The following is a 23,214-nucleotide window of genomic DNA, read 5'->3' on the forward strand; positions in this document are numbered from 1 at the left end:
GATGATAAACATTGATAGAGCGCTCAGAAGTTCGATAAGAACCGGCAAAGTTGTTCTCGGCTCAAATCTCGCCCTGGAAGCCGGGGCCAAGGGGCAGGCTAAGCTCATCATCAGCGCCGTCGACTGTCCGGAAGAGGTGGCTGCCGAGCTGAAGAGGGCAGAGGTCCCCGTATACAGCTATTCGGGCCGGGGGAAGGATCTCGGCTCTGCCTGCGGAAAACCCTTCTCAGTCGCGGCTCTGGCGGTGATAGAGCCCGGCGAATCGGAGATCATGGCGCTTCTGAGGGAGATCAGGGGTAACGAGGATGAGTGAGTTCAAGCTTACCACCGAAGGGATCAGGTATATCGCCCTCTTCGAAAGCTTGACCGGCGGCGTCGCGAGAGACTGCATCATCGACGATGAGAACGACCGGATTATATTCGTCATCAAGAAGGGTGACATGGGGGCTGCCATCGGGAGGAAGGGCAGCAACATCAACCGGGTCAAGAAGTCGATAGGAAAGCAGATCGAGATCGTGGAGCACAGCGACGACGTCAAGGAGTTCCTGGAGAACGTCTTCCAGCCCGCCTCGATCAAGAACGTGACGATCGTCTCGAAAAACAATAAGCGATTGGCTTATGTAGAAGTAGCAAATAGGGACAAGGGCATCGCCATAGGCCGGGATGGCCGCAACATATTAAAGGCCAAGATGCTCTCTTCGAGGCATCACGGCGTTGATGACATCATCATCCAGTAAAAAATTAGCCGACGCTCGACTGAGGTCGGATTTGGCCAACGGTTGGCGATGGACATAGCATTCAACTAGGTGAAATAATGGGAAAGGGAATGTACGCGGCCAGGAAACTGGAGAGCGACCGCAAGAGCTTCCGGTGGAGTGATATGAACTACAGCCGGAGGGCACTGAAGCTGAACGTCAAGGCAGACCCCCTGGGTGGCGCGCCGCGAGCCCGAGGCATAGTCCTGGAGAAGGTCGGCGTCGAGGCCAAACAGCCGAACTCCGCGATCAGGAAGTGCGTCCGCATACAGCTTATCAAGAACGGTAGACAGGTCACCGCCTTCTGTCCGGGGGACGGTGCCATCGGGTTCATCGACGAGCACGACGAGGTCGTAGTGGAGAGGATCGGCGGCAGGATGGGCGGGGCGAAGGGGGATATCCCCGGAGTCCGGTTCCAGGTCGTCGCCGTCAACAACGTGGCCTTGAACGAGATGGTCTCGGGACGGAAGGAGAAGCCCGTAAGGTGATACCGTGAACGTGAAGATCTTCAACAAATGGGACCCCGAGGAGATCGAGGTGGGGGACCTGAGCATAAAGCGCTATTTTAACCTCCGCCCGACGGTCGTCATGCATTCGGGCGGGAGGCACGCCAGGCAGCAGTTCAAGAAGTCCGAGCAGCACATCGTCGAACGGCTCATCAACAAGATGATGCAGGGTGAGGACAACACCGGCAAGAAGATGAAGACCTACAAGATCGTAGAAGAGGCCTTAGACATAGTCCACCAGAGGACGAAGGAGAACCCCCTCTCGGTCTTGGCGAAGGCGATCTCCAACGCCGGCCCCCGCGAAGAGGTGGTCCGTCTCAAGTACGGAGGCATCACCGTCCCCAAGGCCGTCGACACCGCCCCCCAGCGGAGGGTCGACGTCGCCCTGAACTTCATCGCCACCGGAGCCCAGAGGTCGGCCTTCAAGTCCAAGCGGTCGGCGGCCAGCTGCCTCGCCGACGAGATCATCGCCGCCTCGAAGGGCGACGTCCGGTCCTTCGCCATGAACAGGAAAGACAGCGTCGAGAGGGTCGCCAAGGCGGCCCGGTGAGGGGTCTTTGCGAGGGACCGTTCCCCGCCCGGAGCGGGGCGCGGCCTTCCGCCCCCTCATCCTCTCATCTTTTCTCTCCGCCCCCCCCCTGGGGCCGGGGTTTTCATCCTTCAAGCCCGCTGGGACGTTGCCGCCCCCGGACCGGCCTCTCACTTGAACCGTTTGACGAAGGACTTGTCGATCCAGCTCTTGAAGGTGTAGATGATCCTCTTGGGGATGGGGACGCAGAGGTCTCCGTATATACCGACGGCGCAGCCGCACCCCGTCGAGATGAGGGCGACGGGGCTATCGGTGGACGCCCTGACCGAGTAGGGCTTGAGGGGCGCCCCCCTCGCGAGCCGAGCCAGGTTTCTCGCGGTGTGCTTCGCCTGGATCTCCGCCTCCATACCCGTCTTGGTGGCGAGCTTGCCGTCGATCTCGATCCAGGCGCCGTCTCCGAAGGCGAAGACGTCCTCTCGCCCCTGGACCCGGAGGTACTGGTCGGTGAGGAGCCATCCTTTCTTCTTCGGCAGGTCGAGCCCCTCGATCAGGGGGGCGGGCCGGATTCCGGCGGTCCAGATAGTCATCTCGCAGTCCAGGGAGGTGCCGTCGGCGAAGGCGACGCCCCCCTCCCGGATCGAGGAGACCCTCTTTCCCGTCAGCACCTCCACCCCCTTCCCCGAGAGGATCTTCTCCATCAGGATCGAGCTGTTCTTCGAGAGGGTGGGGAGGAGCCGGTCCATCATCTCGACGATGGAGATCTTGGAGCCGGGCCGGGCCGCCAGGAAGCAGACCGTCTCTACCCCGGTGGGCCCCGACCCGATCACGGCGATCCTCTCCGGGCGGGCCCTCTCGATGAACCTCCTCGCCCTCACCGTCTCCTCCAGGGTGTTGATGGTGAAGGCCTTCTCCGCCCCTTCGACCCCGAAGTAGTTCTGGACCGCCCCGGGGACGAGGACCAGGATGTCGTAGTCGAGGTCGTTCTTCTCGCAGGTCACCCTCCTGTCGGCGAAGTCGACCCGGAGGGCCCGGTCCCTGAGGTGGGCGGCCCCCATCCTCCTGCAGAAGGGGTCGAGGGGGGCGGTCATCTCCTCGACCCCGATCTCGCCGCCGAGGTAGTCGGGGTAGAGGGCCTGGCACTCGATCCTATCCTTCGGCTCGACGAGGACCAGCTCCAGCCCCTCCTTGGTGGCGGCGTTCCTCAGGAGCTCCGCTCCGCCGATGCCGCCGCCGACGACGACGACCCGCAGGAGGTCCCGCCTCTTCAGGTCCATCCGCCTCATAACCACCCCTGACTGATCCGGACTTACCCTCTGGTCAATGGTCATAAGCCCTTCGATGGGCCCCCGCCAGAACCCGGCGGAGCGGGCCTGCCGGCCCCATCACCGGAACCAAAGATGGATATCCCTTCGGGTCGGAGGGTATCGGCATGGCAGGGAACTCTTTCGGCACCGTCTTCAGGATCACCACCTGGGGCGAGAGCCATGGCAGCGGGGTTGGGGTCGTCGTCGACGGCTGCCCCGCCGGGCTCGCCCTCTCCGAGGAAGTCGTCCAGGGAGAGCTGGACCGGAGGAGGCCGGGGCAGAGCTCCATCTCGACCCAGCGGAAGGAGGAGGATCGAGTCGAGATTCTGAGCGGCACCTTCGATGGGGTTACGACGGGAACTCCCATCTCGATGCTCGTCTGGAACAGGGACGCGAAATCGAGCGCCTACGACGCCCTGCGAGACCGGCCGAGGCCCGGCCACGCCGATTTGACGTACCTTGCGCGTTACGGGGTCCGGGACCACCGGGGCGGGGGGCGGGCCTCGGCGAGGGAGACGGTGGGGCGGGTTGCCGCCGGAGCCGTCGCGAAGAGGCTCCTGGCCGAGAGGGGGATTCTGGTCGCCGGCTACGTCCTGGAGCTCGGGGGGGTCCGGGCCGACCTTCTCGAGGGCCTCGATCTATCGGCCCTGAGGGAGGGGGCGGAGAAGAACCCCGTCCGCTGCCCTGATCAGATCGCCGCAGCGAAGATGGTCCGGGCCATCGAGGCGGCCCGCGAGGCGGGCGACAGCCTCGGGGGGATCGCCGAGATCGTCGCCGTCGGCGTTCCCCCGGGGCTGGGGGAGCCGGTCTTCGATAAGCTCGACGGAGACCTCGCCCGCGCCCTCATGGGGATCGGGGCGGTCAAGGCCGTCGAGATCGGGGCGGGGGTCGAGGCGGCCCGGATGCGCGGAAGCGATATGAACGACCCCATCCTCCCCGGGCCGGAGGGACCGAGGTTTGAGACTAACAACGCCGGCGGGATCCTCGGCGGGATCTCTACGGGGGCGCCGATAGTCTGCAGGATCGCCGTCAAGCCGACGCCATCGATTTCCAGACCCCAGAGGACGGTGGACTTATCAAGAGGCGAGGCGGTCGAGATCGAGATCAAGGGACGGCACGATCCCGTGATCCCCCCCAGGATCGTCCCCGTCGCGGAGGCGATGGTCGCCCTGGTCCTCGCAGATCACCTTCTGAGGCTCCGGGCCGCCAGGATCTGAGATCCCGGCCAAATTTTATATCGGCTGCCAAAAGATCGACGGTCATGCAGAAGGAGTTTCATTCCCTCCTCTCCCTCGACGAGGCGATAGAGATCGTCCTCGCCGCCGTGCCGGAGGCGGGAGCGGAGGCCGTCCCCCTGGAGAGGGCCCTCGGCCGGGTCCTGGCCGAGAGGGTGGCTTCGGGGATCGACGTCCCGGGCTTTCACCGGGCTGCCATGGACGGCTACGCCCTCAGGTCCGCCGAGACGGTGGCGGCGAGGGAGGACCGGCCCATCGCCTTCGCCCTAGTCGGCCGGGTCCCCATGGGACGGGAGCCGGAGGTGGTCGTCGGCGAGGGGGAGGCGGTGGAGGTCTCCACCGGCTCGATGATGCCCGGAGGGTCGGACGCCGTCGTCATGGTAGAGCACTCCGAGGTCGACGGCTCATCTCTCCTCATAAGGAGGCCGGTCCACTTCGGGGAGAACACCCACCGGGCGGGGGGAGACGTCGCCATGGGCGAGACGGTCCTCCTCCCCGGAAGGAGGCTCTCGGCCCGGGAGATCGGCCTCTTGGCGGCGGTGGGGCGGAGGGACGTGAGGGTCCGATCTCTGACGGTGGGGGTCGCCTCATCCGGAAACGAGCTCGTCCCTCCCGGCTTCGGCTCGGAGCTTTCGCTGGGCCAGATCTACGACATAAACTCTTACTCGATAGCAGCGGCCGTGGAAGATTGCGGCGGGACGCCCCGGATATATGGGATCCTCCCCGACGATCCCGACTCCATGGCCGAGGGGCTCCTCGCGATGGCCGAAGAGTCCGATCTCGTCCTCGTCTCCGGCAGCACATCCGCGGGGATCGGCGACATGGTCTACAGGGTAGTCGAGGAGTTCGGGGAGGTGGTATTTCACGGGATCAACCTCAAGCCCGGAAAGCCGACCCTCTTCGGGTCCGTCGGAGGAAAGCCCTTCATCGGCCTTCCCGGATACCCGACCAGCGCCCTCACCGTCTTCGGCCTCCTGGCGGCCCCGGCCATCCGGAGGGCGGTGGGGACGGAGCACCTCGCGCCTTCGGCGGCCGGCAGGCTCGCAAGGCCCGTCCGGTCCGAAGGCCGGCGTCAGATGCTGGCGGTGGCGGTCGTCGGGGATTGGGTGTACCCGGTCGACAAGGGGAGCGGCTCCATCACCACCCTCGCCGCCGCCGACGGGGTCGTCGACATCCCGAGCTCCGTCGAGCTCCTCGACCGGGGGGAGGAGGTGACGGTCCATCTATTCGGCGACGTCCAGAAGGCCTCCCTCCTCCTGGAGGGGGAGGACTGCCCCCGGCTCGAAACTATCCTCGCCGCCCTCCCCTTCCCGGTCAGGTTCGTCCCCACCGGGAGCCGCCGCGGAGCCATCTCGGCGGAGGATGGCGTCGCTGAAGTAGCCGTCGTATCGAGATCGGTGGGGCAGGAGCCCGGCTGGGATGAGTCGGTCCTTGAGCCCGTCGGCGGCTATAGCCGGGAGCTGGTGATGATGGCAAAAGATCCGGAGATCCTCGACCTCGCCGGGGCCGAGGATTCCAAGGTCGTCGGCTGGTCCAGGGATTCGGAGATGAGCCGGATCTTGGGCCGGGTCCTGGCGGAGTCGGGCTCAGAAAAGGCGAAGCTCGTCGGCACTGCCCGGACCCACGCCGCCGTCGCAGCCGCTGTCAAAGCCGGTCGCGCAGACCTCGGCCTCGCCGTCCGGGAGGCGGCGGAGGAGGAGGGGCTCGCCGCGAGGAAGGTGGCGGAGGACGAGATCCTCTTCCTGGTCCGGCCGGAGAGGATGGGAAGAGAGGCAGTTCGGGCCTTCCTCGAGGCATTGGGGGAGGGAGAGCTTTGGCGGCCCTGCCCCAAGAACTGAATAAATAATAAATATCAGAAACTATGATCAAAGCCTGGAATGGACTTTTTCCAGGCAGGGATCTCGATATGGGAAAATTGTATCAGGCTTCAGCTTGCTTATGCATCGCGGTCTTGGTCTTGGCTGCCACCCTTCCCGCCCTGGGCCAGGACGGCGAGAGGACCGAGACGGGCACCTTCATCAAGGACTCGGAGAGGGACGGCCACGGCGTTCTCGTGGTGGAGAACAACAACCCGTTGAATGATAACGAAACCAGGGACGCTGTCGCCATCCTCATCGATGCAAATGATACTCCAACCTTTGCCGTCTATGTCCGGGAGGGCGAATCCTTCGAGGTCCAGGGTATCGAGGACGGGGTCTACGACTTTTACTTCACCGTCGGGGAGGTCTGGGACGGCGAGCTGGCCGCGTTCTTGGAGCCGGAGTTCTATCGGACCGAGAACCCCCTCCCCTTCGAGACGGAGATCAAGGATGGCCAGGTGATATACACCCAGTGGACCCTCACCCTCGAAGAGGTCCCCGGCGGGGATGAAGAGAAGATTCCCGTCCCCGAAGAGCTCTTCCCGAGTCTGAAGGAGGACTGAGGGGTGGATCTCTATCCCCCCTCAATACCCCAAGGTAGAGGACCATAGGGATAAGACGGCAGTGGCCTGTAGCTACCTCATCCCCCGACTTCCGAAACCCGAGCCTCTCATAGATCGCGACGGCCTTCGGCGAGGAGTTGACGGTGGCCTTGGTGAGGTCCGGCCTTCTCCTCCTAGAGATCGAAAGGCTCCTCCTCAGAAGCTCGCCTCCGACCCCTTCGCCCTGGTGCTCGCCCTCCACGAAGAAGAGGGCGACGTGGCCGTCGTCCCTCACCTCGATCATCCCCGCGATGGCGTCTTCGGCGACGGCCAGGAGGACGAGATGGTTCCACCGGGACCGGAATCGGAGGAGGAGGGGGTCGGAGTAGCTTTGAAACTCTCGCCGAGCCTGGGGGGATAGCTGGTCCGCGACGAAGCCGTCATAGACCCGGAGGGCGAGTTCGGATACCGCCCTCTCCTCGCCGGGCCTCATCAGCCGAAACTCCATTCATCCGCCCCTGTCCCGCTTCACCTTCTTCTCGTAGTAGCTCAAGGGGTGGCTCACCCACCGGCAGAGGCCGTCCATCCCGGGGCAGTTGCCGTAGGTGGCCATGGTGGCGCAGGAGGGGGGCTTGTAAGCAGTCCCGCCCTTCCCCGCGATGTGCTCGACCTGGTAGCGGGTCTTCTCCTCGTCGAAGTCGGGGCTTCTGCCGAAGACCCCGACCACCTCGTCCACGTTCATCCCCACGGCGAGGAGGAAGGTCGTCAGGGCGAACCGGGCGGTGTGGGCGAGGTTTGCACCATTCGCCACCGCGGCGAGGAAGCCGCGGATGCAAGGGGGGAAGGCCCCCTCCGTCACCTCCCCCAGGTCGACCCTCTCCTCCGCCCTCCTCTCCCGGAGCTCCTCCACCACCTCGGCGAGGTCCGGCCGGAGCTTCTCGCATACATCCGGGGATACCTTAAGGGGGAGCCCCCTCGCGACCCGGTCCCTGGCCCTCTCCTCCAGGAGGCGGGCTAGCTCGGAGCCGGTGACGGCAACCCAGCCAGCCTCCAGGGAGCGGTTGACGAGCTTCCAGCCGGGGCTCTTCATCCTAGCTGCCGCCTTAAGGTAGTCGGAGAAGGGGACGCGGAGGCCTTCCTGATCGGTCCGGGGATCGACCTCCAGGTCCCGGGCGAGGAGGATCAGGCCGGGGAGATCCTCCCGGGCCATCTTCCGGCTTGCGAGCTTCGCCTCGGCGAGGGCGTACCTCCTCGCCAGGAGGTCGTCGTCGAGGCAGGAGACCATAACCCTAGCCAGGGGGTAGGATAGAAGCTCCGCCAGGGGGTGGGTCCTCTCCTCGGGGATCTCCCCCCTCACCGCCCCCAAGACCCTCTCTTTCGCCCTCCTCCTCACGAGGCGGGAGAGCCTGGGCTCCCGGTTCGGCTCCGCCAGGATCCCCTCCAGGGAGTAGCCCGCCTCCTTCACCCGGGCCGCCGCCTCTCGGGAGAAGGGGTAGTCGGCGAGGCTCATTCCTGCTCTATTCTCGGTGCGAGGAGGTAGTTGATCTCGACGCCCTGGCCGAGCTTGAAGCTGATCCTCAGGGGGTAGTCGACCCCCATCTCCAGCTTCACCTCCTGGGCCTTGCCGATAGCCTTGCTCATGTCGGCGAGGTAGTCCAAAGAGAAGAGAGACCTCGCTTTTCCTGGCTTCAGCCCCAAGAGCTCCGCCCCCGGCATCTTCAGCTTGAGGGAGTCGATATCCCCCTTCGCCTCCATGTAGAACTGGTCCTCGGGGTCGTCGGTGACGCCCAAAACTACGTGGTCGGAGACCTTCTCGGCGGCCCTGACCGCCTTCCGGAGGTGGGCTCCGGGAAGGATGACGTGGGCTGGGAGGTCCAGCTCCGGCACCCGGGGCTCTTTTCTTATGGCGCTCGGGTCGATGAGGCTCAAGGTGTACGAGAGGGAGTTCACCCCTATCTTTAGCTTGTGGTTCTCCTCGTCCAGCTCGAGGGTGACGTTCTCGCCCCGGTCGGCCATGGAGAGGACGTCGGCGAGCCTCACCAGGTCGACGCCGATCTCGCCGGGGGTCGCCTTGAAGTACTCGAAGGCCTCGGAGTTGAGCCGGAAGGAGACCATGGCCACGTTGGCGGGGTCCACAGCCTTCAGCTCAACGCCGTTCTCTGACAGGGTGAACTTCACCTCGTCGACAAGAGACGAAACCGCCTCCACAGCATCCCGCAGGGTTTCTGCGCTTATCACTGCCTTGAACATCCTCGTAGCCCCTCCTTCGGAGAGAACAATTTTATCTTAAATATAGATTATCCCCTCAGTCGTACTCTCTCCAGGTGAAATTGCACTTTGTGCATCTGAAGAAGCGGACCTCGCTCTCGTCGGCGGACCGGAGCTGCCGGAGCCACCAGTAGGCGGTGTCGTTGCCGCACTCAGGACACTTGTACTTGGTGGTGGGAAGGCCCGCCCCCTCGGAATCCTCGATCACCGTCATGGTCCGCCCTCTCTGCTCGGTCCTGCTGACGAGGCTCTCGCTCCTCTTCATCTCCAGCCTCTTGCCGCACCTCCGGCAGATCAGGACCCCCTCTGACGGGACCATTATGCTCTTACAATCGGGACAAAACTCCATCAGAGGACGAGTACTCACTCGTCATATTAAAGTTTACCAGTTGAGTAATGGGGGAGGATGGCGAAGGGATTCGCCGGAGCGGCTTCATCTGCGAGGTGATCATGAGCACTGCATTGAACTTGATCTGCGAGAACAGGCCCGGGGTGCTGAGGGACATAGCCGGGGTCGTCGCCAGCCTCGGCGGGAACATCGAGTACACCCAACAGTTCGTCCTGGAGCGGGGCGTCCATAGGGGGAAGGCCACCGTATACATGGAGATCGACCAGCTGGCTGCGGGGATGGTGGAGGACCTGGAGGCCCTCCCCTCGGTGATGGAGGTCACCGTCCATCAGTCCTTCGACGAGATCTACGGCTCGAGGGTGATCATCATAGGGGGCGGAGCCCAGGTCGCCCAGGCGGCGGTCGGGGCCGTCAACGAGGCGGACCGGCACAACCTCCGGGGGGAGAGGATCAGCGTCGATACGATCCCCCTGGTGGGAGAAGATCCCATAGCCGACGCCGTCAACGCCGTCGGCAGGCTCCACAGGGCCTCGGTCCTGGTCCTGGCGGGAGCCCTCATGGGCGGCAGGATCTCCGACGAGGTCCAGAGGCTCCAGGAGGAGGGGATCCCGGTGATCGCCCTCAAGATGGCGGGCTCTGTGCCCCGTCGCGCAGACCTGGTGGTCACCGACCCGATCCAGGCCGGGACCTTCGCGGTGATGCACGTCGCCAAGACTGCGATCTTCGATATAAACAGGGTCCGGGGGATGGAGTTCTGAGGGAGAAGGGCGGGATGGTGAGGATCAGATAAAATGGGCCAAACGGGGCCGGTCATCCCCGGAGGCCCATAGCCTCCAGGTCCCTGATGGCATCGCCATCGAAGAGCTCCTCCACGGTGTAGAACTCCTCCCCCGCCATGAGGACGGGGGCGCTGAGGGTGAAGACCCCGTTGACCCGCAGCTCCGTCAGGGCCTCAGCGGTGGCCATATCCACCGTATCGAACTCGGCCCCCCAGCCAGCGAGGACCCTCTTGACCTGCTCGCACCGGGGACAGTCGGCGGTGGTGTATACGACGTACTTCAGATGCATCCCTCCTTCTCCGAAACCAGGGCCTTCAGCCGGCTCATCTCAACACCATCGGGTAACCCTTCTCCGCCCGGACGGCGTAACCCTCGTCGACGGCCCGGTCGGCGCACTCTCGGCAGCAGGAGAAGTTGGCGAGGTAGGTCACCCCCCCCATCTCGTGCTCGAAGATGTTGTTGCAGCTGAGCCCCATCACCCTCCTGCAGTCCAGACCCCGGCAGAACTCGTGGTCTTCGGCGACGATCGGAAACTCGTCCTCAAACCAGATCTTCGGGAGGAGGACCGGGAGTATCGCCATGTCCATGCCGCATCCGCAGGGGCCGTAGGTATCCTCGGGGCCGTCATAGACGACGGCCCTCTCCATCTTATGGTCCATATATTCCGCCACCCCATCTCAACCACCATCACAGCCAGAAACCTAAATAACCTTTTTCGTCTCTGGACCGGCGGAAGGGGATCGGCGATTGAAGGGGGGGCCGGAATGAAAAATCGGCTCGGCCGAGACCGTTCCGCTCCGTCCCCGTCGGGGCGCTCTCGGAACGAAAAATAAGGCGTCGTCATGGGGATTTTGGCCGAATATGCTTATAAATTCATTTTTCTTTGATTTATCGGTATAATATTGCCTCTGAGTTTACGAAAATTATATATAGAGACCTGATGGACAACCTGGTATCTAATAGGCTCTTTGGTCGGAGAAGAACGGGTTTTAATCCTTTTTCTGACTGTAAGGGCCGCATTCGATCGGAGGAGAGGATCAAAAATGCCGATACTTCCAGTGGCACCGGTCAGCAGACTCATCCGCGAGGCCGGAGCAAAACGGGTCAGCGAGGGGGCGAGGGACGCCCTGGCAGAGGTTCTGGAGAGCTACGGGATGGAGGTGGCCGAGGAGGCCGTCGAATGGGCGAACCACGCCAAGAGGAAGACGGTGAAGGCCGAGGACATCCGGGAGGCGGTCAAGAGGGTGAGGCCCCCCCGGGCCCCGGGGACCGACTGAAATTATATAACCCTGGAGGTAGGGTCGTCCATCTATGCCTGGAAGCTTAGACTACGCCTCCCTGGGTCTGGTCTGCGGCATCGAGATCCACCAGCAGCTCGATACCGCGGCCAAGCTCTTCTGCGGCTGTCCCACCAGGATCCGAGAGGTGGAGGAGTCGGACCATCAGTTCTTCAGGTACCTGCGACCGGCGCGAAGCGAGCTGGGCGAGATCGACAGGGCCGCCCTGGAGGAGGTTCTGGTCACCCGGAAGTTCATCTACAAATCTTACGATTCTACCTGCCTTGTGGAGGCGGACGAGGAGCCCCCAGGGGAGCTGAACCCTGAGGCCCTGGAGATAGGGCTCATCGTATCGAGGCTCCTCTCGATGAAGATCGCGGACGAGGTCCATACCATGAGGAAGATCGTCATCGACGGCTCCAACACCTCGGGCTTCCAGAGGACCGCCTACCTCGCCTCTCACGGCTCGATCGATACCTCCTGCGGGAGGGTAGGGATGGAGACGATCTGCCTCGAGGAGGAGGCGGCCCGGATCGTCGAGGACCGGGGCGACGAGGTAGTCTACTCCCTCGACCGGCTGGGGATACCCCTCGTCGAGATCTGCACCTCCCCCGACATCGTCTCCCCCGCCCACGCCCGGGAGGTCGCCGGCCGGCTCGGGATGATCCTCCGGTCGACGGGGAGGGTGAAGAGGGGGCTGGGGACGATCCGCCAGGACGTCAACGTCTCCATCCGGGGCGGGGCCCGGGTGGAGATCAAGGGGGTCCAGGACCTGAACCTGATCGAGACTATCGTGGCGGTGGAGGCGGAGAGGCAGCACCTCCTCCTGGAGATAAGGGACGAGCTCCTCCGGCGGGGGGCGATGGTCAGCGACCGGGTCGCGGACGTCACCGGGATATTCGGGCCCACCGAGTCGAAGGTGATCCGGAGTGCCCTCCGGAAGGGGGGGGCCGTCCTGGCGGTGAAGCTGGCTGGCTTCGCCGACCTCATCGGGGCGGAGATCCAGCCCGGCCGGAGGCTCGGCTCGGAGCTATCGGACCGGGCGAAGAGGGCGGGGGTCGGCGGGATCTTCCACTCCGATGAGCTTCCAGCCTACGGGATCACCACGAAGGAGGTGGAGGCGGTCCGCTCCGAGCTCGGAGCCGGGGAGGGGGACGGCTTCGCGATGGTGGCCGCACCCCTGGACCGGGCGGAGGCGGCGATGAAGGCGGTCCTGGAGAGGGCGGCGGAGGCCCTGGTGGGGGTCCCCGAGGAGACGAGGCGGGCCCTCCCCGAGGGGACGAGCGAGTACATGAGACCCCTTCCCGGATCGGCCAGGATGTACCCGGAGACGGACGTCCCCCCGGTGGTGGTATCCCCCGAAGATGTGGCGTCCCTTCTCCTCCCCGAGCTCTTCGACGAGAGGGCGGCGAGATACGAAGGAGAGTACGGCTTAAACCGCGAGTTTGCGACCCTTATGGCCCAATCGCCGTACAACCGCCTCTTCGAGGAGGCGGTCCGGGATCTATCCCTCCCCCCGGCTCTGGTGGTGAGAACCCTGGAGATGATACCGAGGGAGCTGGAGGGGGTCGGGGTCCCCGTATCGAGGCTGCCGGAGTCCAGGCTCAAAGAGGCCCTCGCCCTCGTCGCGGGGAGGAGGGTCGCCAAGGAGGGGATCCCGAAGCTTCTGGAGGCGATGGCGATGAACCCCGGCCTCTCCGCCTCGGAGGCGGCGTCAGCCACCGGCCTATCGGGCGTCGGCGAAGGGGATGTGGAGGCGGTCGTCGCCGCCATCGTCGCCGGCCGGGAAGAGTTCGTCCGGGAGAGGGGCGAGGCGGCCCTGGGACCCCTGATGGGCCTCGTCATGAAGGAGCTTCGGGGGAAGGCCGACGGAGCCCTCATCAGCGCCGCCCTGAGGCGGGAGATCGAACGGCTTTTGGCCGATTGAGGGGCAATGAAGCGGTCCGAACCCCTTGGGGGTTCGGACCAGGGAACCCTATTTATTTCTGACCGATCCAACTAACATTTTGTCTGTTGAGATCAGCCTCTGGGGGCTTGAGATACGAAACGGGAGATCCTCCTCTGGGACGAGACGATCTTCAAGGACCGGGAGGTCCTGGAGTTCGACCACATGCCGGAGCACTTCGCTCACCGCGAGTCGCAGATGGAGGCCCTCAAGTTCTGCGTCAGGCCCGCCCTCCAGGGGGGGCGCCCCGTCAGCGCCCTCTGCCTCGGCCCCCCGGGGACGGGGAAGACGACGGCGATCTTCAAGCTCTTTTCCGAGATGGAGGCCCACTCCTCGAAGGTGGTCCCCGTCCACGTCAACTGCCAGATGGACCATACGAGGCATGCCATATTCCTGCGGATCTACAGCAAGCTCCTCGGCCACTCCCCCCCGGCGAGCGGCGTATCCTTCAAGAGGGTCCTGGAGAGGATAGCGAAGACGCTGGCCAAGGATAACCGGGTCCTGGTGGTGGCCTTGGACGACGTCAACTACCTCTTCCCCGAAAAGGAGGTGGACCGGGTTCTATACACCCTCCTCCGGGGCCACGAGGCCTTCCCCGGGTTCCGGGCGGGGGTGATCGCCGTCCTCAGCGAGCCGGCCTTGAACTACGTCTTCGATCCCCGGGTGGGGTCGGTCTTCCAGGCGGAGGAGGTGTCTTTTCCCCTCTACACCCTGGAGGAGATCCGGGACATCCTGGGGCGGCGGGCGGGAATCGGCTTCTACCCGGGGGTGGCTTCTGGGGAGATCCTCGACAAGGTCGCAGACCTCACCGAGCGGGCCGGGGACCTCCGGGTCGGGATCGACCTCCTCAAGAGGGCGGGGATGGAGGCGGAGAGGAGGGCCTCCCGGAGGATATCCGACGAGGACGTCGACCGGGCCTACGAGAGGTCGAGGCTCGTCCACCTATCGAGCGCCCTCAAGCCCCTCCGGGAGGAGGAGCTCCTCCTCCTAGGCCTTGCGGCGGAGATGGAGTCTGCGAGGGCGGGGGACCTCTATGAGCGGTTTCAGGCCTCCACCGGATCGGGGTACACCCGGTTCCACGAGATTCTGAATAAGCTGGACGCCGCCAGGCTCGTCGACACCGACTTCAGCGGCCCGGGTCACCGGGGGCGGTCCCGGGTCGTCCGGATCAGGTACGATCCGAAAGAGGTGCTGGCGAGGGTGAAGAAGGAGAGAGATCCACCGGGCGACGGAGAAAGTATATAGAATATATAATGAACAATAGTGTAATCTGGGATAATGTAGTCTATTTATCCTATTGTCATAAATCTTATAGCAGATACCTGTAAGCAGATCTTCCCTGATGAATAGATCGTCATTTGTCCTTTTGGTCGCCCTCTTGGCGACGGGATCGATCCTGGGATTATCGGGATGCATAGGCGGGGATGAGGGCGGCGCTCCCGCCCCGAAGGCGGCCGGCGTGACCGTCGCCGGATCCACCACGGTGATGCCCCTGGTGGAGGCCGCCGCCGAGGAGTTCAACCGGATCCAGAAGGAGGTCCGGGTCTCCGTCACCGGTGGAGGCACCGGGGTCGGGATCAAGAACGTCGCCGGGGGGACGGCGGATATCGCCATGGCCTCCCGGGATGTAAAGCCCGAGGAGATCGCCGCCTACGGCGACGGCTTCCAGGAGCATCTCGTCGCCTACGACGCCATAGCGGTGGTCGTCAGCCAGCCGATATACGAGGGCGGGATCACCGACCTCTCTCGGGAGGAGGTGCTGGCGATCTACAGCGGAGATATAACAAACTGGAAGGGGCTGGGGGGCCCCGACGAGAGGATTTACGTGGCAGCGAGGGAGGTGGGCTCCGGGACTAGGGACACCTTCAACGAGATGGTGATGGGGACTGTCGAGGCCGAGACCCCCGGGGTCACCACCTATCACGGGAGCAACGCCGAGGTGAAGACCGCGGTGACGGGGAGCAGCAGGGCCATCGGATACCTGGGGCTGAACTACCTCGAAGGCGGTGCCCTCCGGGCAGTGGCCCTCGGGGGTGTGACCCCCTCCCCGGAGACGATCAAGGATGGCCAGTACCCGCTTTCGAGGGCCCTGAAACTCTACACCTTCGGCGATCCGGCCCCCGGGGCCGAGAAGTTCATAGACTTCCTCCAGAGCGCCGAGGGGCAGAGGATCGTGGCGGAGTCGGGTTTCGTTCCGGTCTGATGACCCGGTAGAGAATCAAAGGCTACAAGTTAGGCTGGCTTCGTAGGCCGGCCTATTAATCCCCTTTCCATCCTTCATCAGAAAGCCCGGGAACCCAAGGCCCGCCGCTGATGAAGATGGGCGGCTCTTGGTCCTAGGTCTTCATCCGCCTCGATCTCGATAGCCCTGCTGGGGGCGGGCCGCCGCATTATAGCTCAATCTTCGCTCCTCTACATCGTCTTTCGATCACCGAGATCAAAGGAGCCTCGCCATCATGAAATCCTCAATCTGGGGGACGATGGAGTTCTCCATCCTGAGGTAGATGGAGGCGGGAATTCCAGTGTTCGAGAGCCGTCGGCTGAGCCTCTCGAGGGTCCCGTAAACCCGGGGGCATCCCCTCAGCCTATCGCTGGTGAGGGCCCTGATCAGCCGGTCGAGGTTGCCGAAGCCGGTCGAGAAGTCGGATATGTCGATCCTAGCCAGATCGAGGTTGAAGATGAGCTCGATCCAGGCGTTCACCTCGTCGATGAGATCCTGCATGGTGAGGTCGCTGGTCACTATGTGGGAGTTGCCCTCGGCGATGTTCCTGAAGTACTCCCTGAAGGAGTCGCCCTTTGAGAGGGTAAGGACCTTTCCGATCATCCCCGAATGGGTATCGGTCACGGCCACTAGACCCTTCTCGTATCTCTGGGCCATCGCCATCGCGAGCTCGTTTTTTTTCGTCACTCGATGCATATTGTACTCCACCACGGGGAATAGCTCGACGATCTCGGGTATCGCCCTCAGGTTTGGCCTCTCCCCAGGTTCGAACCAGAAGGGATGGTTGTATGTGAAGGGAAGCCCTCTCCTCTTGAGTAAGCCTACAAAGGCCCTCAAATCACCCTCCAACTCCGCTATCTCCTCCAGCTCCGCAAACTCCTCCTCATCGAGGTCGTAGACGTTTACGTGGACGGTGTGGCCTACCAGCTCTGGATCCATGATCCTGATCTCGACCCCTGTCACCAGCCCGTCCCTATCCCCCAGGACCTGGTGAGCCCTCATGGTATCGTGATCCGTGAAGGTGACGTATCCCATCCCCATCTTTTTGGCCTTCCTGTATAGCGCTTCTGGGTGAAGGGACGGAACGGGGAGGACGTCGTGAGAGAAGAGGGTGTGGACGTGAAGGTCCGCCGAACGCCATCCCTGATCCTCCAGCTCTGCCTCCTCCATCCGGGCGAAGGTCCCATCATCAAAGCCCTGTAGCTCGAACTTCATCCTGATCGGTCCGCTTAAAGATGTGCAAAATCATATACCTTCCCCACTTTTTGTATATAGCGGTCGGGGATGTATTGTCCTAAATGGGGGATCGGGATCCCCCCCTCAACCATCGCCTTTCAATAGCTTCCGTTAAGGCGGATCCCATCTTTGGCGCGGGCTATGATGCTGCGGGATATATAGACTATATTTGAAGGGTATACCTTTGTAGCTCTATTTATTATATGGTGAAAAATTTTATATCTGCTCTGGTTTCTGGTGTAGGCTGTATGATTGAGTCAATAAATATGGGGAAGGATGGCGGACTCGGCCATTTATCAGAAGATTCGGAGCTGGAGCCGATCAGGGTTCAAGGGAGAGCAGAGCCTCAGATAGACCCGGTTGACCGCTGGTGGCTCGACGCCTGAAACCTGATGATCATCGAGGACTTCAAAGCCCGATCACAGAATTCCGGCGTCCATAAATGTTGGTAGAGGAGAATTGATTCAACTCCGGAGGATCTATGTTGCGAAAGCAGTTCACCATGAGGCCTTCTGTTTATCAGGCTCTTCTGATCGAAGCTCGGCATAGGCAGCAGGACCTCGGGGCGGTCCTGGAGGATATGATCCTGACGTCCATCAGTCAGGAGTCCCGAGAAGCTCTTGAGAGATGGAGGCGAGATATGGAGTCCAGGCCTCCCCTGGAGGAAGACCCGGAGGCGATGGAGGCGATCAAAGATTTATGGGCCAGCTATCCGAGGCTATCCACTTTAGAGATAGGAGAGCGGATAGGTTATCCTTACGAGGCGGTCAGCGGCGCCATCAAACGGATGCTCCAAAAGGGCGATCTTGAGCCCAGGGGGCATTTGGCATCAAAGCCAAAGAAGGGAGTATGAAATCTATCGGCAATTTATCATCATAATCATAAGGCACTGGGGCCAATCCGGGGATCTATACTACCGAGATGCGGCGGGAGCATCCGGCTTTATCGGATTTGTCGGGATAATCGCCTCGAAAAGCGGCCTCGAAGCATCTAATTTACGAGATATCACCTCTGGTGGTTACGATATCAGGCGGCAGGATATGGCGGAGCATTGGCTTTCCCAGCGGTATTATGAAGCCGAAAATCGGAGGGAGCAGCGCTGGCGCAAAAAGTGCCAGCGCGACTCTGCTTATCGTCAAGATTTGAGAGGATATCTTCCGTAATTTGGCATATTGAGGGACTGTTCTCTGGATTTGTCCCCCCAAGACTTCCCCCACGCAACGTCGCGACAGGTGCAGTCGAAGATCCCCTTCTCGTCCCATAACTTGTCGTCTCCGTCCATGGAGCCGTAGCCGCCTATGCAGCAGGAGAGCCAGTCAGCCCTCAAACTCGATTTGGGCTTGCAGGCTAAATATTCCATGTTCTTCTGGATCTTGAAGGTGCCCACATAGTTCTCATCGATCTCGATCTTGGGATTCTTCCATCCATTGTTGCCCTTACAATCGTCCCCTGTACCTGCCACCAGCTCGCCGATGTGGACAGTACCTTCTGTAACCTCTTCTTCGATCCTCATCCTGGCAAGGCCGTAGCCGTCTTCAGGCGATGAGGTGTAACCTGCTTTAGATCCGACCACATCCCTACATTGGAGATCGACGCCGATGTCCTTCACGAAGGCTGAAGCGTACTCGATCTGGTGATGCATCGAGACCCCCATCCCATCCTGGCGGTTCTTCCCCCAAGTCTTCTCCTTCAGCTTCGAGTTGTAGATTATGGGGTTCTCAGCGTAGTAGCCGGTCCCATAAGCCATAGCCACGGGGGCGTATACCATCTCGTTCTGCTCCAGGAAGGAGATGTTGTTGCTATACGCTTTCTGTTTATCACCCAGATAGACGTGGGAAATTCTATCCTGCTTACAATATTCGTTCATGCTCTTGTTCGAGCTGATCAGCGTTGCAGCGTCTATGGTGCCGCTTCCGTGCATATAGTTCAGAAGCTGGAGGTTTTCTGCGTTGACGCTATGGCGGACCATGGCGAAGCCCTCTCCTTCTACGTCCTGCTGGAAAGTGTGTTCGTATTGTTTATCCCAGGCCGCGGATGCGGATGCTGCCATTAGTAGCAGCAGGGCGACCGAAATACCAGCTTTGATAATCTCTTCAAACTTTCTCATACAATCCCTCCTGACCCGGCGGGACTGGGGGACGGTGGGCCTTCGGCACCGCTCCGATCCTCTGAGGCGAGGGGGGCCTCTGAAAAAGAGATTGTTAAGGGTGCATCGAAGTCGTCATATACTTCGTTGGGTGCCGATCGACAGCCTCCTCCAGCCCATTCGAGATCGAGGCGGTGGCCGTCATGATCAACGGCGGCCAAGGATGGGGCCGAGGCCATCAGCCCCACCATCAGGCCCGCCCAGATCACCATCAGGCCTGCCCAGATCTTCATCATCGTCCCTAAACCCCTCATAAACATCCCAGTTGACGGATCTGCCCCCTCGAATCCCGACCATCGAGCCGGCAGATACTCCCCCCGGGCGGGGTTACAATATAAAATTAATCACAATAATATAAATAGATCTACAGGCCAGGAGTATCGAACTTTCCTGTATATATCGACAATTTAAGTATATATTCTCAATACCATGCTCCCGATCCGGCTTTAGTATATAGAATATATGTCGAATCATCGTCTATATACGCGAAAGTTGGGTGGGGGCATCTATTTATTTTATTGCGAATAAGTTTATACGGCAATCCAGCAGGGTGGGGGGCTGTATGAGCATCAAGTCAAAATCCGTCTTGACCGGCGTCCTCGTGGCGGCCTTGCTTTTGGCCGCCGGAACCGCCGCAGCTCTGTCGGTATCGGGGTCGACCACCGTCCTGCCCTTCGGCGCCTCCTGCGCCGAGGAGTTCAACGCCGCCCAGAGCGCCGTCCAGGTCTCCGTCACCGGGGGCGGCTCCGGCGTGGGGATCAAGAACGTAGCCGAGGGGATCAGCGACGTCGCCATGGCCTCGAGGCCCGTCAAGGACTCCGAGAAGGAGGCTTACCCTGACGAGGAGTTCGTCGAGGTTCTGGCGGCCTACGATGCAGTCTGCATCGCCGTCAGCCAGGCGGTATACGACGCCGGCGTCACTGAGCTCTCCGCGGAGGAGGTCCGGGCTATCTACAACGGCGAGATCACCAGCTGGGCCCAGCTCGGAGGCGATGATGAGAAGATCTACGTCCTCGGCCGCGAGGTCGGCTCCGGAACGAGGGACACCTTCAACGAGATCGTGATGGGGAGCGACAAGGCCGAGACCCCGGGGGTCACCACCAGCCACGGCAGCAACGCTGAGGTGAAGACCGCCCTGACCAAGAGCGACCGCGCCATCGGCTACCTCGGCCTCAACTACATCATGGATGGAGCCCTTGCTGCCATCGCCTTCGAGGGTGTTGAGCCTTCGGCTGAGACGATAAAGGACGGGTCCTATCCCCTGGCAAGAGAGCTCTACATGGTAACCTATGGCGAGCCGACCGAGGACGCCCAGGCCTTCCTGGACTTCGTCACCGGTGATGATGGTCAGGCCATCGCCGAGGAGCTCGGCTTCGTCTCGATACTCTGATCTTGAATAGACGATGATCGCCAGCCCGGGGCCTCTTGGGCTTGGGCCCCGGGCCCTCCCTCTGCATGGAGCCGTTTTTTCTTGATTCTCGCAAAGTCAATCCATCTCTCCGAGCCGACGATCCGGTGCTTCTTCCGATGGGTGAAGGGCGGTGGCGGGGAAAGATTGATATTATTTTGAGAGAGGTCTTGAAGAGGATGACGAGGCCCGAATCGGTCTTGACCTGGGTTGTGGTGGCCGTCTTCGTCGCGGCCGGGGCGGTCTTATACCTCATCGCCGGGGATGAGCTCCTCCGCGACCACCTTGAGGGGGCATCTTCGACCATATCGGTGGCGGGCTCGACCACCGTCCTTCCTTTGGCCGAGGCCTGCGCCCGGGAGTTCCATAAAGGTCAGAGGGACGCCGTCGTCACCGTCGCCGGGGGCGGGACCGATGCGGGGATCGAGGAGCTGGCGGCGGGGAAGATCGATATCGCCATGGCATCCCGAAAGGTCGGAGAGGGCGAGATGGAGGGGCTGGGCGCCAGCTTTGAAGAGCACCCCATAGCCCTGGACGGCGTGGCCATAGTCGTCAGCCGGCCCATCTTCGAGGCGGGAGTGGATGAGCTGAGCCGCCACCAGGTCTCGGCGATCTACAGCGGAGATGTCGCCAGCTGGAAGGATCTTGGCGGCCCCGACCTGGAGATCGTCGCCGTATCGAGGTCTCATGGGTCTGGGACCGGCGAGATCTTCAGCGAGAGGGTGGCAACCCCCGGAGTCTCAATATACCTCGATAGCGGCGCCGATGTGGAGCGGTATGTGGCAAGAAGCGACAGGGCGATAGGGTATATCGGATTGAACCTCGCCTTTGACGACGAGCTCGGGGTCATAGCCTACGAGGGGGTCGTCCCCTCGGCGGCATCGGTGAGGGATGGTTCTTACCCCCTCGCGAGGACCCTCTACATGTACACCCTGGGGGAGGCCGACCCGGAGGAGGTGGCGTTTCTGGAGTTCGTCACCGGAGAGGGGGGCCGATCGATCGCCGAGGATCTGGGCTTCGTCCCGATCTCGGCGTAGCCTCGGCTGGAGCACTCCCCCCCCAATTAATCCGATCGGCGAACCCCGATTCAGCAGGCCTCCGTTCCTGGGGGGCCGCACCTCTCGAAGGCGTGGGCGAGGATCGTCCTGGTGGCGACGACCCCCTCCACCTCCCGGACTGTATCGACGAGGCCGTTGAGGGCCAGAAGTCCCTCCACCTGGACGTCCAGCAATAGATCGAAGTCTCCAAAGAGGATGTACATCCTATTGATCCCGGAGAGGCCCCGGAGGGCGGCGTGGACCCTCCTCTCGTGGCCGGGGACCGTCTTCAACATGATTATGCCGTTTACCATTTTTCATCCACCTCAATGTGAAATAATCTGAAGATAGACCCTTTTTGTGAACCCTTAATCCCTTCTCCTCCCAAAATCGAGGGCCTCAAAAAGGGGAGATCCGGCGAGGAGCTCTTCAGAGCCCCATCGCCGCTTTCAAGATTTCGAAGACCTCGGTGTTGTCGATGAGCCCCCGGGAAAATTCGATCGCCCCAGGGCCGCTCGCGAAGATGGGGACGTCGGTGGCGGTGTGGGATGCCTCCTCCAGGATCTGGAGGTCGGCGTAGGAGTCGCTGACGGGGTAGGCTCCGGATCCGAAGTTGGGGGCCCAGCCCTCGATGTACTCGCTGCTGTTGGCTCCCAGAACCAGGCCTCCGCACTCGTGGTCAGCGGTGACGACCACCAGGGTCTCAGGGTTTTCGGCCGCGTAGTCCAGGGCTACCTTGACGGCCTCGTCGAAGGCTAGGGTGTCACCGACCGCCCTCTTGTAGTCCCGGGCGTGGCCGGCGTGGTCTATCCTCGCCCCCTCCACAATGAGGAAGAAGCCGTCATCGTCCCTGGAGAGGATTTCGATGGCCTTCTCGGTCATCTCCGCCAGGCTCGGCTCGGCGGCGGGGTCTCGATCCAGCTCGTAGGACATATGGGAGTCGGTGAAGATTCCGAGGAGCCTATCGGTGGAGGCGGGGTCCACCGCTGAAAGCTCCCTCCCGTTTCTGACCACAGTCCATCCCAGGGAGGGTGCCTCTTCCAGGAGGCTTCTGTTGTCGAAGGAGAACTTGCTCGCGCCGCCTCCCATGGCCACCTCCATATCGCTCTCGATGCACTGCTCTGCGATCTCATCCTCCCAGTCCCGGAAGGCGACGTGGGAGTAGTATCCGGCAGGGGTGGCGTGGGTGATCCTGGAGGTGCTGACGACGCCGGTGGCCTTTCCTGCCTCATCGGCCATCTCCAGGATCGTCTTCAGGGGAACGGCGTACAGAGTGGCGTTATTCCGTCCCATGATCTCGCCATGAGCTGTGATGTTGCCGACGCTGATGACGTCGTTGTAGGTCTTCTGGCCGGTGGCCATGGCCGTCACCGCGGCGGCGGAGTCGGTGATCCAGCTGTCCAGGGAGTGGGTGGAGATGTGCCCAGCATACTCCATCCCGTCCATGTACAGCCTGGTAGTCTGGTAGTTGTCCAGGGTGGGCTGGTAGCCGGGCTGGTCTCCGCCGGCCTTCTCCCATCGCGCGGCGGTGAGCTGGGCGTATCCCATGCCGTCGCCGATCAGGAATATGACGCTCTTTGCACCGTCTGCTGTTTCCTCTCCAACCTCCGCTCCCATGGCCGTCATGGGAAGCGAAGCTGTAGCGAACAATATCGCCAAAACCCAGAGGGTTGAATGGTTCCTTCTCATCCCTATACCTCATCAGTCAGTTTTCGCGGCGTTTCTGCGGCACAAGTCAGTCATTTCAGAAGGGGGCTCCGCCATCGCCGCGATCGACTGAAGGAGATGGGTCTATGTAAGAGTTGCACAAATATAATA

The 23,214-nt window shown here is 62.1% G+C and carries 27 protein-coding genes; 16 read left to right on the forward strand and 11 right to left on the reverse strand.

The window, feature by feature from the left end:
• Position 1 precedes the first annotated feature (1 nt).
• The 4 genes from MHAR_RS01975 (at position 2) to MHAR_RS01990 (ending at position 1,811) form a co-directional block, all read left to right on the forward strand.
• Entirely contained in the window at positions 2-313 is a 312-nt protein-coding gene (locus MHAR_RS01975; RefSeq protein WP_014585956.1) for a 50S ribosomal protein L30e, read from the forward strand.
• Entirely contained in the window at positions 306-737 is a 432-nt protein-coding gene (locus MHAR_RS01980) for a NusA-like transcription termination signal-binding factor (RefSeq protein WP_014585957.1), read from the forward strand. Before MHAR_RS01975 ends, MHAR_RS01980 begins: the two co-directional genes overlap by 8 nt.
• A 77-nt stretch (positions 738-814) precedes the next feature.
• Positions 815-1,243 (forward strand): 30S ribosomal protein S12, encoded by a 429-nt coding sequence (locus MHAR_RS01985; RefSeq protein WP_048144253.1) that lies wholly within the window; start codon positions 815-817, stop codon positions 1,241-1,243.
• 10 nt (positions 1,244-1,253) lie between these two features.
• Positions 1,254-1,811, forward strand: a complete 558-nt coding sequence (locus MHAR_RS01990) for a 30S ribosomal protein S7 (RefSeq protein WP_048144756.1) — start codon at positions 1,254-1,256, stop codon at positions 1,809-1,811.
• A 149-nt stretch (positions 1,812-1,960) separates the two neighbouring features.
• Here the strand turns inward: MHAR_RS01990 and MHAR_RS01995 are convergent, their stop codons facing one another.
• Positions 1,961-3,073 carry an NAD(P)/FAD-dependent oxidoreductase gene (locus MHAR_RS01995; RefSeq protein WP_228369592.1) on the reverse strand — a complete coding sequence of 371 codons (1,113 nt, stop codon included), beginning with the start codon at positions 3,071-3,073 and terminating at the stop codon, positions 1,961-1,963.
• A 146-nt stretch (positions 3,074-3,219) separates the two neighbouring features.
• Here MHAR_RS01995 and aroC point away from each other — a divergent pair, with 146 nt between their 5' ends.
• The 3 genes from aroC (at position 3,220) to MHAR_RS02010 (ending at position 6,751) form a co-directional block, all read left to right on the forward strand.
• Positions 3,220-4,311 (forward strand): chorismate synthase, encoded by a 1,092-nt coding sequence (gene aroC, locus MHAR_RS02000; protein ID WP_014585961.1) that lies wholly within the window; start codon positions 3,220-3,222, stop codon positions 4,309-4,311.
• Between the two features lie 44 nt (positions 4,312-4,355).
• Positions 4,356-6,167, forward strand: coding sequence for a molybdopterin biosynthesis protein (locus MHAR_RS02005; RefSeq protein ID WP_014585962.1), 1,812 nt, complete (start codon positions 4,356-4,358; stop codon positions 6,165-6,167).
• Positions 6,168-6,280: 113 nt separating this feature from the next.
• The gene (locus MHAR_RS02010) at positions 6,281-6,751 is read left to right on the forward strand and encodes a hypothetical protein (protein ID WP_143763231.1); all 471 of its coding nucleotides are present in this window, start codon (positions 6,281-6,283) and stop codon (positions 6,749-6,751) included.
• Here MHAR_RS02010 and MHAR_RS12785 read toward each other — a convergent pair.
• The 4 genes from MHAR_RS12785 to MHAR_RS02030 are packed head-to-tail and all read right to left on the reverse strand — an operon-like array spanning position 6,669 to position 9,347.
• On the reverse strand, positions 6,669-7,238 hold the full coding sequence (locus MHAR_RS12785) for a GNAT family N-acetyltransferase (protein ID WP_081472243.1): 570 nt from the start codon (positions 7,236-7,238) through the stop codon (positions 6,669-6,671). The genes MHAR_RS02010 and MHAR_RS12785 overlap by 83 nt on opposite strands.
• On the reverse strand, positions 7,239-8,240 hold the full coding sequence (locus MHAR_RS02020; RefSeq protein WP_014585964.1) for a DNA primase large subunit PriL: 1,002 nt from the start codon (positions 8,238-8,240) through the stop codon (positions 7,239-7,241).
• Positions 8,237-8,980, reverse strand: coding sequence for a DNA polymerase sliding clamp (locus MHAR_RS02025; protein ID WP_014585965.1), 744 nt, complete (start codon positions 8,978-8,980; stop codon positions 8,237-8,239). Before MHAR_RS02025 ends, MHAR_RS02020 begins: the two co-directional genes overlap by 4 nt.
• Before the next feature lie 55 nt (positions 8,981-9,035).
• Positions 9,036-9,347 (reverse strand): transcription factor S, encoded by a 312-nt coding sequence (locus MHAR_RS02030; protein WP_048144256.1) that lies wholly within the window; start codon positions 9,345-9,347, stop codon positions 9,036-9,038.
• A 101-nt stretch (positions 9,348-9,448) separates the two neighbouring features.
• Between MHAR_RS02030 and MHAR_RS02035 the strand changes: the two genes are divergently transcribed.
• Positions 9,449-10,105 (forward strand): DUF5612 domain-containing protein, encoded by a 657-nt coding sequence (locus MHAR_RS02035; RefSeq protein ID WP_048144757.1) that lies wholly within the window; start codon positions 9,449-9,451, stop codon positions 10,103-10,105.
• Positions 10,106-10,157: 52 nt separating this feature from the next.
• Here the strand turns inward: MHAR_RS02035 and MHAR_RS02040 are convergent, their stop codons facing one another.
• The gene (locus MHAR_RS02040; RefSeq protein WP_014585968.1) at positions 10,158-10,415 is read right to left on the reverse strand and encodes a glutaredoxin family protein; all 258 of its coding nucleotides are present in this window, start codon (positions 10,413-10,415) and stop codon (positions 10,158-10,160) included.
• A gap of 34 nt (positions 10,416-10,449) precedes the next feature.
• Entirely contained in the window at positions 10,450-10,785 is a 336-nt protein-coding gene (locus MHAR_RS02045; protein ID WP_048144257.1) for a hypothetical protein, read from the reverse strand.
• 384 nt (positions 10,786-11,169) lie between these two features.
• Between MHAR_RS02045 and MHAR_RS02050 the strand changes: the two genes are divergently transcribed.
• The 4 genes from MHAR_RS02050 to MHAR_RS02065 all read left to right on the forward strand — a co-directional run bounded on the left by MHAR_RS02050 (position 11,170) and on the right by MHAR_RS02065 (position 15,551).
• On the forward strand, positions 11,170-11,403 hold the full coding sequence (locus MHAR_RS02050) for a histone family protein (protein ID WP_014585970.1): 234 nt from the start codon (positions 11,170-11,172) through the stop codon (positions 11,401-11,403).
• Between the two features lie 34 nt (positions 11,404-11,437).
• Complete coding sequence (gatE, locus tag MHAR_RS02055) at positions 11,438-13,330, forward strand: Glu-tRNA(Gln) amidotransferase subunit GatE (RefSeq protein WP_014585971.1); 1,893 nt, start codon at positions 11,438-11,440, stop codon at positions 13,328-13,330.
• Positions 13,331-13,456: 126 nt separating this feature from the next.
• Complete coding sequence (locus MHAR_RS02060) at positions 13,457-14,593, forward strand: ORC1-type DNA replication protein (RefSeq protein ID WP_048144258.1); 1,137 nt, start codon at positions 13,457-13,459, stop codon at positions 14,591-14,593.
• A 97-nt stretch (positions 14,594-14,690) separates the two neighbouring features.
• The gene (locus tag MHAR_RS02065) at positions 14,691-15,551 is read left to right on the forward strand and encodes a phosphate ABC transporter substrate-binding protein (RefSeq protein WP_014585973.1); all 861 of its coding nucleotides are present in this window, start codon (positions 14,691-14,693) and stop codon (positions 15,549-15,551) included.
• A gap of 234 nt (positions 15,552-15,785) precedes the next feature.
• On the opposite strand, the gene MHAR_RS02070 is transcribed toward MHAR_RS02065, so the two are convergent.
• Entirely contained in the window at positions 15,786-16,784 is a 999-nt protein-coding gene (locus MHAR_RS02070; RefSeq protein ID WP_014585974.1) for a PHP domain-containing protein, read from the reverse strand.
• Between the two features lie 269 nt (positions 16,785-17,053).
• On the opposite strand from MHAR_RS02070, the gene MHAR_RS13585 reads away from it, so the two are divergent.
• Together MHAR_RS13585 and MHAR_RS13890 are read left to right on the forward strand one after the other, a co-directional pair.
• Complete coding sequence (locus MHAR_RS13585; protein ID WP_187287841.1) at positions 17,054-17,191, forward strand: hypothetical protein; 138 nt, start codon at positions 17,054-17,056, stop codon at positions 17,189-17,191.
• Between the two features lie 293 nt (positions 17,192-17,484).
• Entirely contained in the window at positions 17,485-17,658 is a 174-nt protein-coding gene (locus tag MHAR_RS13890) for a hypothetical protein (RefSeq protein ID WP_228369594.1), read from the forward strand.
• A 282-nt stretch (positions 17,659-17,940) separates the two neighbouring features.
• On the opposite strand, the gene MHAR_RS02080 is transcribed toward MHAR_RS13890, so the two are convergent.
• Positions 17,941-18,912: a hypothetical protein gene (locus MHAR_RS02080; protein WP_014585976.1), complete on the reverse strand. Its 972-nt coding sequence runs from the start codon at positions 18,910-18,912 to the stop codon at positions 17,941-17,943.
• Positions 18,913-19,513: 601 nt separating this feature from the next.
• On the opposite strand from MHAR_RS02080, the gene MHAR_RS02090 reads away from it, so the two are divergent.
• Together MHAR_RS02090 and MHAR_RS02095 are read left to right on the forward strand one after the other, a co-directional pair.
• On the forward strand, positions 19,514-20,341 hold the full coding sequence (locus MHAR_RS02090; RefSeq protein ID WP_048144261.1) for a phosphate ABC transporter substrate-binding protein: 828 nt from the start codon (positions 19,514-19,516) through the stop codon (positions 20,339-20,341).
• Between the two features lie 176 nt (positions 20,342-20,517).
• Positions 20,518-21,396, forward strand: coding sequence for a PstS family phosphate ABC transporter substrate-binding protein (locus MHAR_RS02095; RefSeq protein ID WP_052300975.1), 879 nt, complete (start codon positions 20,518-20,520; stop codon positions 21,394-21,396).
• Between the two features lie 50 nt (positions 21,397-21,446).
• Here MHAR_RS02095 and MHAR_RS02100 read toward each other — a convergent pair whose 3' ends face one another.
• Together MHAR_RS02100 and MHAR_RS02105 are read right to left on the reverse strand one after the other, a co-directional pair.
• Positions 21,447-21,710 carry an Lrp/AsnC ligand binding domain-containing protein gene (locus tag MHAR_RS02100; protein ID WP_014585979.1) on the reverse strand — a complete coding sequence of 88 codons (264 nt, stop codon included), beginning with the start codon at positions 21,708-21,710 and terminating at the stop codon, positions 21,447-21,449.
• Between the two features lie 115 nt (positions 21,711-21,825).
• On the reverse strand, positions 21,826-23,085 hold the full coding sequence (locus tag MHAR_RS02105) for an alkaline phosphatase (RefSeq protein WP_014585980.1): 1,260 nt from the start codon (positions 23,083-23,085) through the stop codon (positions 21,826-21,828).
• Between the last annotated feature and the right edge of the window lie 129 nt (positions 23,086-23,214).

The organism is Methanothrix harundinacea 6Ac, from assembly GCF_000235565.1.
GTDB classification, from domain to species: Archaea; Halobacteriota; Methanosarcinia; order Methanotrichales; family Methanotrichaceae; genus Methanocrinis; species Methanocrinis harundinaceus.

Coding starts and splice junctions, on each gene's coding strand:
- aroC (WP_014585961.1), top strand. CDS start 3,220: ATGGCAGGGAACTCTTTCGGCACCGTCTTCAGGATCACCACCTGGGGC.
- MHAR_RS02030 (WP_048144256.1), bottom strand. CDS start 9,347: ATGGAGTTTTGTCCCGATTGTAAGAGCATAATGGTCCCGTCAGAGGGG.
- MHAR_RS02025 (WP_014585965.1), bottom strand. CDS start 8,980: ATGTTCAAGGCAGTGATAAGCGCAGAAACCCTGCGGGATGCTGTGGAG.
- MHAR_RS02020 (WP_014585964.1), bottom strand. CDS start 8,240: ATGAGCCTCGCCGACTACCCCTTCTCCCGAGAGGCGGCGGCCCGGGTG.
- MHAR_RS01975 (WP_014585956.1), top strand. CDS start 2: ATGATAAACATTGATAGAGCGCTCAGAAGTTCGATAAGAACCGGCAAA.
- MHAR_RS13585 (WP_187287841.1), top strand. CDS start 17,054: ATGATTGAGTCAATAAATATGGGGAAGGATGGCGGACTCGGCCATTTA.
- MHAR_RS02100 (WP_014585979.1), bottom strand. CDS start 21,710: ATGGTAAACGGCATAATCATGTTGAAGACGGTCCCCGGCCACGAGAGG.
- MHAR_RS01985 (WP_048144253.1), top strand. CDS start 815: ATGGGAAAGGGAATGTACGCGGCCAGGAAACTGGAGAGCGACCGCAAG.
- MHAR_RS01995 (WP_228369592.1), bottom strand. CDS start 3,073: ATGAGGCGGATGGACCTGAAGAGGCGGGACCTCCTGCGGGTCGTCGTC.
- MHAR_RS02090 (WP_048144261.1), top strand. CDS start 19,514: ATGAGCATCAAGTCAAAATCCGTCTTGACCGGCGTCCTCGTGGCGGCC.
- MHAR_RS02070 (WP_014585974.1), bottom strand. CDS start 16,784: ATGAAGTTCGAGCTACAGGGCTTTGATGATGGGACCTTCGCCCGGATG.
- MHAR_RS02040 (WP_014585968.1), bottom strand. CDS start 10,415: ATGCATCTGAAGTACGTCGTATACACCACCGCCGACTGTCCCCGGTGC.
- MHAR_RS01980 (WP_014585957.1), top strand. CDS start 306: ATGAGTGAGTTCAAGCTTACCACCGAAGGGATCAGGTATATCGCCCTC.
- MHAR_RS12785 (WP_081472243.1), bottom strand. CDS start 7,238: ATGGAGTTTCGGCTGATGAGGCCCGGCGAGGAGAGGGCGGTATCCGAA.
- MHAR_RS02050 (WP_014585970.1), top strand. CDS start 11,170: ATGCCGATACTTCCAGTGGCACCGGTCAGCAGACTCATCCGCGAGGCC.
- MHAR_RS02035 (WP_048144757.1), top strand. CDS start 9,449: ATGAGCACTGCATTGAACTTGATCTGCGAGAACAGGCCCGGGGTGCTG.
- MHAR_RS02080 (WP_014585976.1), bottom strand. CDS start 18,912: ATGAGAAAGTTTGAAGAGATTATCAAAGCTGGTATTTCGGTCGCCCTG.
- MHAR_RS02005 (WP_014585962.1), top strand. CDS start 4,356: ATGCAGAAGGAGTTTCATTCCCTCCTCTCCCTCGACGAGGCGATAGAG.
- MHAR_RS02065 (WP_014585973.1), top strand. CDS start 14,691: ATGAATAGATCGTCATTTGTCCTTTTGGTCGCCCTCTTGGCGACGGGA.
- MHAR_RS02045 (WP_048144257.1), bottom strand. CDS start 10,785: ATGGACCATAAGATGGAGAGGGCCGTCGTCTATGACGGCCCCGAGGAT.
- gatE (WP_014585971.1), top strand. CDS start 11,438: ATGCCTGGAAGCTTAGACTACGCCTCCCTGGGTCTGGTCTGCGGCATC.
- MHAR_RS13890 (WP_228369594.1), top strand. CDS start 17,485: ATGGAGGCGATCAAAGATTTATGGGCCAGCTATCCGAGGCTATCCACT.
- MHAR_RS02105 (WP_014585980.1), bottom strand. CDS start 23,085: ATGAGAAGGAACCATTCAACCCTCTGGGTTTTGGCGATATTGTTCGCT.